This window comes from Agromyces sp. NPDC127015 (assembly GCF_042725165.1).
Classification (GTDB): Bacteria; Actinomycetota; Actinomycetes; order Actinomycetales; family Microbacteriaceae; genus Agromyces; species Agromyces chromiiresistens.
In genome coordinates, this window is record NZ_JBHXDI010000001.1 from 725,094 (window position 1) to 737,896 (window position 12,803).

At 73.1% G+C, this 12,803-nt stretch carries 8 protein-coding genes; all 8 read left to right on the forward strand.

What is annotated here, in order from left to right:
• Window positions 1–9: 9 nt before the first annotated feature.
• The 8 genes from cydB (at window position 10) to ACFWGP_RS03420 (ending at window position 12,790) form a co-directional block, all read left to right on the forward strand.
• Window positions 10–1,014, forward strand: a complete 1,005-nt coding sequence (gene cydB / locus ACFWGP_RS03385; RefSeq protein ID WP_231431178.1) for a cytochrome d ubiquinol oxidase subunit II — start codon at window positions 10–12, stop codon at window positions 1,012–1,014.
• A gap of 16 nt (window positions 1,015–1,030) precedes the next feature.
• Window positions 1,031–2,677, forward strand: coding sequence for a thiol reductant ABC exporter subunit CydD (gene cydD, locus ACFWGP_RS03390; protein WP_376930118.1), 1,647 nt, complete (start codon window positions 1,031–1,033; stop codon window positions 2,675–2,677).
• Window positions 2,670–4,379: a thiol reductant ABC exporter subunit CydC gene (cydC, locus tag ACFWGP_RS03395; RefSeq protein ID WP_376930119.1), complete on the forward strand. Its 1,710-nt coding sequence runs from the start codon at window positions 2,670–2,672 to the stop codon at window positions 4,377–4,379. The genes cydD and cydC overlap by 8 nt, the downstream gene beginning before the upstream one ends.
• 9 nt (window positions 4,380–4,388) lie before the next feature.
• Window positions 4,389–5,840: an anthranilate synthase component I family protein gene (locus ACFWGP_RS03400; protein WP_376930120.1), complete on the forward strand. Its 1,452-nt coding sequence runs from the start codon at window positions 4,389–4,391 to the stop codon at window positions 5,838–5,840.
• An 87-nt stretch (window positions 5,841–5,927) separates the two neighbouring features.
• Window positions 5,928–8,501, forward strand: coding sequence for a leucine--tRNA ligase (gene leuS / locus ACFWGP_RS03405; protein ID WP_275505871.1), 2,574 nt, complete (start codon window positions 5,928–5,930; stop codon window positions 8,499–8,501).
• Between the two features lie 125 nt (window positions 8,502–8,626).
• Window positions 8,627–9,487: a DUF3626 domain-containing protein gene (locus ACFWGP_RS03410; protein ID WP_376930121.1), complete on the forward strand. Its 861-nt coding sequence runs from the start codon at window positions 8,627–8,629 to the stop codon at window positions 9,485–9,487.
• A 169-nt stretch (window positions 9,488–9,656) separates the two neighbouring features.
• Window positions 9,657–10,355, forward strand: coding sequence for a helix-hairpin-helix domain-containing protein (locus ACFWGP_RS03415; RefSeq protein ID WP_376930122.1), 699 nt, complete (start codon window positions 9,657–9,659; stop codon window positions 10,353–10,355).
• Between the two features lie 2 nt (window positions 10,356–10,357).
• A complete protein-coding gene (locus ACFWGP_RS03420; RefSeq protein ID WP_376930123.1) occupies window positions 10,358–12,790 on the forward strand; it encodes a ComEC/Rec2 family competence protein in 2,433 nt (810 codons plus the stop codon).
• Window positions 12,791–12,803: the final 13 nt, after the last annotated feature.

Consider the following 12,803-nt stretch of genomic DNA (forward strand, 5'->3'; position numbering starts at 1 on the left):
GAGACGGACATGGATCTCTCAACGCTCTGGTTCTGGATCGTGGCCTTCCTCTTCGTCGGCTACTTCGTGCTCGACGGCTTCGACTTCGGCATCGGCATGTCGCTGCCGTTCCTCGGCAGGGACGACACCGACCGACGGGTGCTCATCAACACCATCGGCCCGGTCTGGGACCTCAACGAGACGTGGGTCATCGTCGCCGGGGCATCCCTGTTCGCCGCCTTCCCCGAGTGGTACGCGACCCTGTTCTCGGGGTTCTACCTGGCGCTCCTGCTCATCCTGCTCGCGCTCATTGCCCGCGGCGTCTCGTTCGAGTACCGCCACCAGCGCCCCGAGTCGAAGTGGAAGGCCTGGTTCGACGGCATGATCGTCGTCGGCTCCGCGGTGCCGGCGCTGCTCTGGGGTGTGGCCTTCGCGAACATCGTGCAGGGCGTGCCGCTCGATGCCGACCACAACTACACGGGCACGCTGTTCGACCTGCTGAACCCGTACGCCCTGCTCGGCGGGCTCACGACGCTCCTCCTGTTCTTCACGCACGGGGTGGTGTTCGCCTCGCTCAAGACCGAGGGCGACCTGCGCGCGCGTGCGCGCAGGCTCGCCACGCGCGCGGGCGTCGTCACGATCGTCGTCGCGGCCGCCTTCCTGCTGTGGACCGGGCTCGCGTTCGGCACTCCCTGGTTCTGGATCCTGGCGGGGATCGCGGCCGTCGCGCTCGTCGGCGGCTGGATCGCGAACCTGCGAGGTGCCGAAGGAGTCGCGTTCGCGCTGCTCGCGATCACCGTCGCCGCCGCAGTGCTCGCGCTGTTCGCGTCGCTCTTCCCCGACGTGATGCCCGCGTCGAACGATCCGGCGAACAGCCTGACGATCGAGAACGCCTCGTCGACGCCGTACACGCTCACGGTCATGAGCTGGGTGGCGCTGATCTTCCTGCCGCTCGTGCTCGCCTACCAGGCGTGGACGTACTGGATCTTCCGCAAGCGGGTGAGCCGCGCGCACGTCGAGGCGGCCGCCCACTGACGAGGACGATGCAGGCGTGAAACCACTCGACCCCAGGCTCGTCAGGCGCTCGCGCGCCGCCCGCGGCTTCCTCGTCGCGGGCGGGGCGCTCGCCGTCGTGCAGGCCGCCGCGATCATCGCGATCGCCTGGGCGATCGCCGGGCTCGTCTCCGGGCTCATCGACGGAATGCCGATCGACGAGGTGCGCCTCCTCCTCGCACTGCTCGTCTGCGGTGCGACGGTGCGCGCCCTGGGCGCGTGGGGATGGGAGGTGGTCGGCTCGAGCGGTGCGATGCGCGTGAAGGGCGAACTCCGGTCCGACCTGCTGGCCGCCCTCGAGCGGCGCCCCGCGGGCATCGCCGGATTCCCCACGGCACGGATCGCGACGCTGTTGGGCCCTGGCGTCGACGCGCTCGACGACTACTTCGGCCGCTACCTCCCGCAACTCGTCCTCACCGTGGTCGCGACCCCGGCGTGCATCGCCGCGGCGTGGATCGCCGACCCGCTGTCGGGGCTCGTGCTCGTCATCGTGCTGCCGCTCACCCCCGTGTTCATGGCGCTCATCGGCATGGCGACCGAGCGTGTGCAGCAACGCCAGTGGGACAGCCTGTCGACGCTGTCACGGGGCTTCCTCGAAGTCGTCGGCGGCCTCTCGACGCTGCTGCTCTACGGGCGCGCAAAGCGGCAGGTGGGGCGCATCCGCGCGGTGACCGACGACTACCGGAAGCACACGATGAAGGTCCTGCGCGTGACCTTCCTCTCGGGGTTCACGCTCGAGCTCGCCGCGAGCCTCTCGGTCGCCCTCGTCGCGGTGTCGATCGGGCTGCGGCTCGTCTCGGGCGACATGGCGCTCGCCGCCGGCATCTTCGTGCTCGTGCTCGCACCCGAGGTCTTCCTTCCGCTGCGCAACGTCGGCGCCGCGTTCCACGCCTCGGCGGCGGGGGTCACCGCGGCCGCCGACGCGTTCGAGCTCCTCGAGGCGGCCGAGGGCGCCGGCGACGAGGCATCCCCGATCCAGCACGCTCCCGGATCGGGAGCCCGCGGCCGTTCCACCGCCGGCGAGGGCCTGGCCCTCGCCGGGGTCACGGTGCGGCGCGACGAGCGCGTCGTGATCGACGGCCGCTCGTTCGCGGTGCCGACGGGACGACTCGCCGCCGTCGTCGGCGAGAGCGGCAGCGGCAAGTCGACCCTGTTCGCGGCACTGCTCGGCTTCGTGCCGCACGAGGGCGTCATCGAGCTGGAGGGCCGCGAGCTCGACGGGCACGGGTTCGACCGCATCGCCTGGGCGGGCCAGACGCCGACACTCGTCGCCGGCACCGTCGAGATGAACGTGCGACTCGGCGACGAGTCGGCCGATCCGGCGTTCCTCGACACGGCGCTGCGGGTCGCGGGCGTCGACGTGCCCGCAGATCGCCGACTCGGCCCGGGCGGCAGCGGACTGTCGGGCGGCCAGGCGCAGCGGGTCGCCATCGCCCGGGCGGTGCACCGCCTGCTCGCCCGCGACCTGCCGTTGCTGCTCCTGGATGAGCCCACGTCCGCTCAGGATGCGAGCCGCGAGGCCGAGCTCGCCGCCGAGCTCCGGGGGCTCGCCGCGACCGGGCGCATCGTGCTCGTCGCCACGCATCGGCCCGAGCTCATGGCGGTGGCCGACGTCGTCGTCTCCACGGAGGCCGCCCATGTCTGATCGCACCCGATCCGTGCTCCGCACGAGCATCCCGCCGCTTCGCCGGCTGCTCCCGTCGGTGCTGTTCGGCGCAGCGTCCGGCGGATCGGTCGTGGCCCTCATCGCATGTTCCGCCTGGCTCATCGCCCGCGCGGCCGAGCAGCCGCCGGTGCTGTACCTGTCGCTCGCGATCGTGGGCGTGCGCGCGTTCGCGCTCGGCCGCGCGGTGTTCCGTTATCTCGAGCGGCTGACCGGACACGATGCGGCGTTCCGCCAGCTCGCCGAGATCCGGACCGGCGTCTTCGAGCGCATGCTGCCGGTCGCGCCCGACGGCATCGCGGACCTTCGACGCGGGGAGCTCCTCGCGCGATTCACCGGCGACGTCGACGAACTGCAGAACGTGCCGCTTCGCGCGGTGCAGCCCGTCGCGAGCGCATCGGTCGTCCTCGTCGCGGCGGTCGTCGGCGTCTCGTTGGTCTCGCCGGGCTCGGCGCTCGCGATCGCCGGATGCCTCGTGGCCGGCCTCGGTGCGACGGTGCTCGTCCAGCGCGCGGTCGCAGCCCGGGCCGAGCGGCGACTGGCGCCCCTTCGCGGCGAGCTGCAGGCCGCAGTGGTCGAACACGTGCAGTCGCTCGACATGCTCGTCGCCTTCGATGCGGCCGCCGCGAGCCGTCGGCGCATCGAGCGACTCGGCGAGCGCCTCGCACGGCACACGCGCGCGAACGCCTCGGCCGCCGGCGCCGCTGCGGCGCTCATGGCGGCGATCGGCGGCTTCGCGGTGGCGGCGAGCCTCACGGCGGGTCAGTCGCTGCTCGCCGCGGGGCGCATCGACGGCCCGACCTTCGCGGTGCTGTGCCTCGTGCCGCTCGCGATCGCCGAGATCGCCGCGGCCCTGCCGCCGGCGGTGACCGCGTGGCGCCTCGCCCGGGTGAGCGCCGAGCGGGTCGCGAGCGCCGTCCCCGACGAGGTCCCCGCCGAGCTCCCGGCCGCGCCGCTCGAGCCCGACGTCGTGCCGGCGACCGACGGGCCGCCCCGCCTGACGCTCCGAGCCGTGGGCGCCGCATGGCCCGGCTCGCGGGGTGCCGCGCTGTCGGGCATCGCTCTCGAGCTCGCACCGGGGGAGCGGGTGCTCGTGCGCGGACCCTCCGGGTCGGGCAAGACGACCCTCGCGCACGTGCTCGTGCGGTTCCTCGACGTCGCTGACGGCTCGTACCTGATCGACGGGGTGGACACGGCGCGGCTCGACCCGTCCGAGGTCCGCCGCCTCGTCGGGCTCGTCGAGCAGTCGCCGTGGCTCTTCGACGAGGACGTTCGCCAGAACCTGCTCTTCGCCCGCGACACCGCGAGCGACGACGAACTCGTCGACGTGCTCGCACGGGTCGGCCTCGGCGACTGGCTCGCCGAACGAGGCGGCCTCGGAGCGAAGGTCGGCGAGCGCGGCGCGCTCGTGTCGGGCGGCCAGGCGCAGCGCCTCGCCCTCGCGCGAGCGATGCTCGCGGGGTTCCCCGTGCTCGTGCTCGACGAGCCGACCGCGAACGTCGATCGCGAGCGAGCCGACTCGCTGCTCCGCGAGCTCCTCGGTGCGGCCGGTGCCGACCGCACCGTCGTCCTCATCTCGCATACGCCGGTCGACCCGTCGCTCGTGGACCGCATCGTCACGATCGACGGCGGCCGTCTCGTCGGAGAGGCCGGCCGCGAGCCGGCGACGCGCGTCGCGCCGTAGGCTGTGTGGATGCCTCCTCGCCTGCGTTCGCGCGCATTGCCGGAGTGGCGCACGCCACGCGCGGTCTTCGCCGACCGCTTCGCGCAGCTCGACCACGTGGTCTGGCTCGACGGGGGCGACGAGGGGTCGAGCGGAGTGAGCGTGCTCGGTGCCGCCCATGCCGGGAGCGACGTCGTCACCGTGGACCTCTCGGCCGGCACCGTCACGATCGCCCGCCCGGCCTCGCCCGGTGATGCCGGCGTCGTGCGGCGCGGGCGCGTCTTCGAGCTGCTCGCCGATGCGCTCGCCCAGCCGCCCGTCGCGCTCGCACCGGGGGCTCAGGCCCCCGGTCCGCTCGGCTGGTTCGGATGGTTCGGCTACGAGCTCGGAGCCGACCTCGAGGGCGTTCCGACCGCGCCGGCCGAGACCCCCGACGCGGCGTTCCTCTTCCTCGACCGGGTGACCCTGTTCGACCACGCCCTGCGCGAGGTGCGCCTGCTCTGGATCGAATCACCCGACGCCGACGCGTGGGCCGACGAGTGGGCGTCGGCGCTCGAACGGATGCCGGCGGAGCCGGCGGCCGGGCCCGCCAGCGGTGCCGGCCCCGGGGCGGGCGGCGGCGCGAGCCATCCTGCCGCTGCGCCCATCGCCCGCTGGCGGCACGACGCGGCGGCCTACGGTCGGCTCATCGACGAGTGCCAGGCGGCGATCGTGCGCGGCGACGCCTATCAGCTGTGCCTCACGAACCGGGTCGACCTCGACGTGCACCCCGATCCGGCCGAGACCTACCTCGCACTGCGCGCGACGAGCCCGAGCCATCACGGCGGCTACCTCCGGTTCGGCGAGTTCGCCCTGCTCAGCGCGTCGCCCGAGCAGTTCCTGCACATCGAGCCGTCCGGGCTCGTGTCGACGAAGCCGATGAAGGGCACCCGGCCGCGCGACGCCGATCCGGTGCGGGATGCCGCGCTCCGCGACGAGCTCCTCGCGAGCGACAAGGAGCGCGCCGAGAACCTCATGATCGTCGACCTCATGCGCAACGACCTCGGCCGCATCGCCGAGCTCGGCAGCGTGAGCGTCGAGGGGCTGCTCGAGGTCGAGGAGTACCGGCACGTGCACCAGCTCGTCTCGACCGTGCGTGCGCGAATCGTGCCGCCAGTGGACGCGCTCGACGTCGTGCGCGCCGCGTTCCCCGCAGGGTCGATGACCGGCGCGCCCAAGCGCAGCGCCATGACGATCCTGCACGAGCTCGAGCAGGGGCCGCGCGGCGTCTACTCGGGCGCCTTCGGCTACCTCGGCGTCGACGGCGGCGCCGACCTCGCGATGGTCATCCGGTCGATCGTCATCGCCCCGAGCGGGGCGTCGATCGGCACGGGCGGCGGCATCACGGCGCTGTCGGTCGCCGAGGAGGAGATCGAGGAGACGCGCATCAAGGCTCGGGCCCTGCTCGCAGCCCTCGGCGAGGCATCCACCCGCCTGGATTGACTAGTCTTGATACCCGAGTGCGCCGCGATCCGGCGCGCCCGAGACCTGCGGGCCGCGCCCGCCGAGCGACACACGATTGAGAGTCACGTGGCACACGATCACGACCCCGCGAACGCCGAGCCCGGCGCGTACGACTTCGCCGCGATCCAGGCGAAGTGGCTTCCCGTGTGGGACGAGCTCGAGCCCTTCCGCGCCGGGGCGGCAGGCGACACGCGGCCGCGCAAGTACGTGCTCGACATGTTCCCGTACCCGTCGGGCGACCTGCACATGGGCCACGCCGAGGCGTTCGGGTTCGGTGACATCGCCGCGCGCTACTGGCGCCACCAGGGCTTCGACGTGCTGCACCCGATCGGCTGGGACTCGTTCGGCCTGCCGGCCGAGAACGCGGCCATCAAGCGCGGAGCCGACCCTCGCGAGTGGACCTACGCGAACATCGCCCAGCAGAAGGCCTCGTTCCGCCAGTACGCGCCGAGCTTCGACTGGTCGCGAGAGCTGCACACGAGCGACCCCGAGTACTACAAGTGGAACCAGTGGCTGTTCCTGAAGCTCTACGAGAAGGGCATCGCCTATCGCAAGGCGGGCCAGGTCAACTGGTGCCCGAACGACCAGACGGTGCTCGCGAACGAGCAGGTCGTCGACGGCCACTGCGAGCGCTGCGGTGCGGTCGTCACGAAGAAGGCCCTGACCCAGTGGTACTTCCGCGTCACCGACTACGCCGACCGCCTGCTCGACGACCTCAACCAGCTCGAGGGCACCTGGCCGTCGAAGGTCGTCTCGATGCAGCGGAACTGGATCGGGCGCTCGGCCGGCGCCGACGTCGAGTTCGAGATCGAAGGGCGCGCCGAGCGCGTGCCCGTGTTCACGACCCGTCCAGACACCCTGTACGGCGCCACGTTCATGGTCGTCGCCGTCGACTCGCCGCTCGCGGCCGAGCTCGCCGAGGGCGCGTCGGCCGAGGTGAAGCAGCGCTTCGACGACTACCTCGACTCGGTGCGCGCCGAGAGCGACATCGAGCGCCTCGCGACCGACCGTCCGAAGACGGGCGTCTTCCTCGAGCGCTACGCGGTCAACCCGCTGAACGGCGAGCGCCTGCCGATCTGGGCGAGCGACTACGTGCTGGCCGACTACGGCCACGGCGCGATCATGGCCGTGCCCGCGCACGACCAGCGCGACCTCGACTTCGCGCGCACCTTCGGGCTGCCGGTGCGCGTCGTGGTCGACACCAATGCCCCGGTGACGGGCGTCATCCCGGTCATCCCGCTCGACGAGCACGGCGACCCGTACCTGCCCGACGACCTGCCGCCGCTCGATCCCGCGGGTACCGGCACCGCGCTCACCGGCGAGGGCCGCCTCATCAACTCGGGCCCGCTCGACGGCCTCTCGAAGTCGAACGCGATCCGTCGCGCGATCGAGATCCTCGACGAACGCGGCACCGGTCGCGCGGCCAAGAACTTCCGGTTGCGCGACTGGCTGATCTCGCGCCAGCGCTTCTGGGGCACCCCGATCCCGATCATCCACTGCGCCGAGTGCGGCGAGGTGCCGGTACCCGAGTCGGAGCTGCCCGTGCGGCTGCCCGAGGCCGCCGGCCTCGACCTGAAGCCGAAGGGCTCGAGCCCGCTCGGCGCAGCCGAGGACTGGGTGAACGTGGCGTGCCCGAACTGCGGCGGCCCGGCCAAGCGCGACTCCGACACCATGGACACCTTCGTCGACAGCTCCTGGTACTACCTGCGGTACCTGAACGCGAACGACGACACGCAGGCGTTCGACCCGGCGCAGGCCGAGAAGTGGGCGCCGGTCGACCAGTACGTCGGCGGGGTCGAGCACGCGATCCTGCACCTGCTGTACTCGCGCTTCATCACGAAGGTGCTGTTCGACCTCGGCTACCTGAGCTTCACCGAGCCGTTCACCTCGCTCCTGAACCAGGGCATGGTCCTCATGGACGGCTCGAAGATGTCGAAGTCGAAGGGCAATCTCGTCGAGTTCGCCTCCGAGCTCTCGGCGCACGGCACCGACGCGCTTCGGGTCACGCTCGCGTTCGCCGGTCCGCCGGAGGACGACATCGACTGGGCGGATGTCTCGCCGGTGGGTTCCGCGAAGTTCCTGGCGCGCGCGTGGCGCATCGCCGGCGAGGTGACCTCGGCGCCCGGCGTCGATTGGTCGACCGGCGACCGGGCGCTGCGCCGGGTCACGCACCGACTGCTCGCGGATGCTGCGGGGCTGGCCGAGTCGTACAAGTTCAACGTCATCGTGGCGAGGCTCATGGAGCTCGTGAACGCCACGCGGAAGGCGATCGACTCCGGTCCCGGCGCTGGCGACGCGGCCGTGCGCGAGGCGGCCGAGGTGACGGCGATCGTGCTCGACCTGTTCGCGCCCTACACGGCGGAGGACATGTGGCAGCGACTCGGCTACGAGCCGACGGTCGCCCTCGTGCCGTGGCGCAAGGCCGACCCGGCGCTGCTGGTCGAAGACCAGGTGACCGCGATCGTGCAGGTCGACGGCAAGGTGCGCGACCGGCTCGAGGTGTCGCCGAAGATCTCGGCGGAGGAGCTCGAACAGCTCGCACGCGGCTCCGCGGCCGTGGTGCGCACGATCGGGGAGCGCGAGATCGTGAACGTCATCGTGCGCGCGCCGAAGCTCGTCAACATCGCGACGCGGGGGTAGCGCCGACCGCGTCGATCGCACCGTTCGACAGCCCGTCCGGGCGGTGGCCGTGCCAGGTTCGGGCGGGCTGTCGGCATCGGCGTCATACGACGCCCGGCGGCGGGACCGCCTGCCAGAATCGACGGATGGACCATCGACCCGAACCCTGGCACGCCGCCCTCACCGCCGTCGCCGCTCGCTCGAAGCCCGGCCGCGCGGTGCCGACCGACGCCCGGCTCGTCCTGCACTTCCACCCCGATTCCGACCTTCACGGCAAGCCCGTGCTGCGGCGCATCCTGGAGGAGGGACGCTACGCCTCGCAGTTCGTCACCGGCACGAGCAACGGCGGGCTGACGGCCGTTCCGGGCGGCGACCGCTGGAACTGGGAGAGCCGCCTGTTCTCCGGCGCGTACGACGCGCACGACGGGGCACTCCGCCCGGCCTACGGCGCGCTGAACCTCGACGGCGACGCGTACGGCGCGGCGCCGCGATTCGGCTCGGCCTACCTGCGCCTCCGGCCGGAGGCCCTGCGGCGTGCGACGTTCACGTATCCCGACAGCGCGTTCGAGCCCGCGCTGTTCGGGGTCGCCGATCGGATGGGGCTGCTCGACGACTACCACGCCGACGTCGTCGATGAACTGCTCAACCGCTACATCGAGGCGCAGGTGCACGGGGGCGTCTCGGTGCCCGACGACGTCGAGGCGATCGTGCTCGACCCGAGCTTCGATGACGAGGCGACCCTTCGCGTCGCCGAGGACGCCGGCCTCGTCATCGAACGCCACCCCGGCTACCGACTCGGACTCGAGACCGTCGAAGCCAACCCGGAGTATCGCGGCGAGGAGGCCGTCGAGGTCGCCCGGCGCATCGCGGTCGACGGCATGCTCACGCCGGCGGTCGTCGGTCGTGCGCGCGTCGCGGGCGGAATCGAGCCGCAGCTCGTGAAGTACGTGTGGCACCACCTCGCGCGGTTCGGCCGCGAGTGGCCTCGCGAGGCCGTCGCGGCGTAGGGGTCTCGCCCGGATCGGCGTCGCTCGACCCGTCTGTTCGACGCCGCCTCGTCGGGCTCGTCCGCGGCTCGCCGTCGACTCGTCCTCGACAGGCGCGATCGTCGGCCGAATTCGCACGTCGGCGGCTGATCGTCGCTCGTCCTCGGTCCTCGGCGCATAGCGTGCGGGCATGCCGCCCAACTCCTCGCCGGACCCGTCGGCCGTGCTCGACCCGTCCGCGCGGCGTGCGTCGCCGCGCGTGCGCCTCGGCGTGGGCGCCGCTGTCGCGCTGTTCATCGCGGCGGTCGTCGTCGCCGCGGTGATGTCGTTCGCGGCATCGGGCGGCGGCGAACAGGGCGAGGTCGGGTTCGCGGGCAACGGTGCGTCGGGTGCTGGTGCCTTCGGTGATGCGGCCGCGACGGTCGCGACCGCTGCACCGCCCGTCGTGCTCGTGCACGTGCTCGGCGCGGTCGCGAGTCCTGGGATCGTGCAGCTCGACGAGGGCGCGCGCGTCGTCGACGCGATCGCCGCCGCCGGCGGCCTCACGGCCGAGGCCGACCCGGCCGGGGTGAACCTGGCTCGGGCGGTCGCCGACGGCGAGCAGCTGATGGTGCCGAAGGTCGGCGAGGTGCCGGCCGCCGGTGCCGCCGGCGACGGTGCTGCCGCCGGGGGCACGGGGTCGGGCGGCGCGGGCGACGGCAAGGTGCACCTCAACACCGCCGACGTCGCCGAGCTCGACACGCTGCCGCGCATCGGTCCGGCACTGGCGCAGCGCATCATCGACTGGCGCGAGGCGAACGGACCGTTCACGAGCACCGACCAGCTGCTCGACGTCGCGGGCATCGGCGATGCGGTGTACTCGGGGCTCGTCGACCTCGTGGCGCTCTGACCATGCCCGGTCTGCGGCTCGCCGCCCCGGCCTGCACGGCGTGGGCCGGCGCCTGGCTGGCGGTGCTCTCCCCGGACATCGGGCTCGATGCGGGGGTCGTGGCTGGTGCGACCTGGATGGCGGCGGTCCTCGCGCTCGTCGTCGCGCTCCGCACGCGGCGGCCGATCGCCGCGACCGCGCTCGTCTGCGCGGCGGTCGCCGCGCTCGTGGCGACGAGCGCGTCGGGCGCCCTCGGAGCGCGGAGTTCGTCGCCGCTCGCGACGGCGGCGGCGGAGCGCGAGGGCATCGCGGTGGTCGTCGAATTGACCGCGGCGCCGCGTCGGCTCATGACGATGTGGGGCCCTGCCACCGACGGGGGTGCCGCGACTCCGGCCGCGGCGTCCCATTCGGCGGTCGATGGGCGTGGCGGCGCAGCGGCCGGCATCGCCGGGCCGACCGCGACCGGGGACGCGCCCCGTCCGCGGGCGACGGCCTCACTGCGTTTCGAGGGCCGGCTGGTCGCGGTCGACGGCCGGGCGACCCGAGCGATCCCGGTGAGCGGTGTCGTCGAAGCCGTGCCCGCCGAGCTCCAGCTCGGTGCACGGCTCGCCTTCACCGGCCGGGCGACCGCATCACCCGGCGCGGAGCGCGCGGCGTTCGACCTGCATGCCGACGGCGACGTCGTCGTCGAGCCGCCGCCGCCGTGGCTCGCGTGGAGCGGCGAGCTGCGCACCCGGTTCGCCGATGCCGCGTCCCGTCTCGACGGCGACGGCGGTTCGCTCGTGCCCGGACTTGCGATCGGCGACACGAGCGCGGTCGGCGCCGAACTCGACGACGACATGAAGGCGAGTTCGCTCAGTCACCTGACCGCCGTCTCGGGCGCGAACTGCGCCATCATCACCGCGGCAGCGTTCGCGGTGGCCGCCGCGGCGGGCCTGCGCCGTGGCATCCGGGTGCTCGTTGCGCTCGTCGCCCTCGCGGCGTTCGTCGTGCTCGTGACCCCCGAGTCGAGCGTCGTGCGTGCCGCGGTCATGGCCGTCGTCGTGCTGGCGGCGCTGGCCGTCGGCCGTCCCGGCGGGGGAGTGGCGGCCCTCGCGCTGGCCGTCGTCGTGCTGCTGGTCGTCGATCCGTGGTACGCGCGCGACTACGGATTCGCGCTGTCGGTCTGCGCGACGGCCGGCCTGCTGTTGCTCGCGGCGCCGCTCTCGACGGCGCTCGCTCGGGTGATGCCGACGCCGCTCGCATTCGTGCTGGGCGTGCCGCTCGCCGCGCAGCTCGCCTGCCAGCCCGTGCTCGTGCTGCTCGACCCGGCGATCGCGGTCTACGGCGTTCCCGCGAACCTGCTGGCGGCACCGGCGGCGCCCGTCGGCACCATCGCAGGACTGATCGGCTGCCTGCTGCTGCCGGTGCTGCCCTCGGTGGGGTTCGCGGCGATGCAGCTCGCGTGGTGGCCGGCGCAATGGATCGCGGTCGTCGCCCACACGGGCGCGTCCCTGCCCGGCGGGAGGCTGGCCTGGCTCCCCGATGCCGCGGGCGCCGTGCTCCTCGCGGTGTGCACCGTACTCGCGTTGCGGCTCGTGATGGGGCCGCCGTTGTCGCGACGCGGTCGCGTGTCGATCGCGAGCCTGCTGGTCGTGACCGTCGCGATCACGGTCGGCCTGGCGGGCGGTGCCCCGTTCGTCGCCCGCGCGACGAGACCCGCGCAATGGGATGTCGCGGCCTGCGACGTCGGGCAGGGAGATGCCGTGCTCGTGCGTTCGAGCACGTCCGTCGCCCTCATCGACACCGGGCCCGACGCGGCCGCGCTCACCAGGTGCCTCGAGCTGTTCGGCGTCGATCGTCTCGACCTCGTCGTACTGACCCACTGGGACGCCGACCACGTGGGCGGAACGCCGGCGATCCTCGGCCGCGCGGGCACCGTGCTGCACGGCCCGCTCGACGGCGATCGCTCGTCACGAGTCCTCGAGCCGCTCGTCGTGTCGGGAGCGCGGGCCGTCGAGGTCACCGCCGGCGTGCACGGCACGCTCGGCGTGTCGAGCTGGCGGGTGCTGTGGCCGCAGCCCGAGGCGCAACCCGGCAACGACGCGAGCGTCGTGCTCGACCTCGTCTCGCCCGGCTATCGGGGCGTCTTCCTCGGCGATCTCGGCGAGGAGTCGCAGGATCGCATGCTGCGGTCGGCCACGATCGGCGACGTCGACCTCGTCAAGGTCGCCCACCACGGGTCGTCCGACCAGAGCGACCGCCTCTACGAACGCCTGCACGCGGCGATCGGGCTCGTCGGGGTCGGCGCCGACAACGGCTACGGGCACCCGACCGAGCGGGCGCTCGACCTGCTCGAGCTGGCCGGCACGACGGCGCTGCGCACCGACGAGATGGGATCGATCGCAGTCGACGCGACCGCCGGCGGCTTCGCGGTCTGGAGCGAACGGGCGGGTGGGGTCGGTGGCCGCCCGTAGACTGGAGCGCGGA

Excerpts from the sequence above, each read along its gene's own strand:
- ACFWGP_RS03420 (WP_376930123.1), top strand. The coding sequence starts at position 10,358 with ATGCCCGGTCTGCGGCTCGCCGCCCCGGCCTGCACGGCGTGGGCCGGC.
- cydB (WP_231431178.1), top strand. The coding sequence starts at position 10 with ATGGATCTCTCAACGCTCTGGTTCTGGATCGTGGCCTTCCTCTTCGTC.
- cydC (WP_376930119.1), top strand. The coding sequence starts at position 2,670 with ATGTCTGATCGCACCCGATCCGTGCTCCGCACGAGCATCCCGCCGCTT.
- ACFWGP_RS03400 (WP_376930120.1), top strand. The coding sequence starts at position 4,389 with ATGCCTCCTCGCCTGCGTTCGCGCGCATTGCCGGAGTGGCGCACGCCA.
- ACFWGP_RS03410 (WP_376930121.1), top strand. The coding sequence starts at position 8,627 with ATGGACCATCGACCCGAACCCTGGCACGCCGCCCTCACCGCCGTCGCC.
- ACFWGP_RS03415 (WP_376930122.1), top strand. The coding sequence starts at position 9,657 with ATGCCGCCCAACTCCTCGCCGGACCCGTCGGCCGTGCTCGACCCGTCC.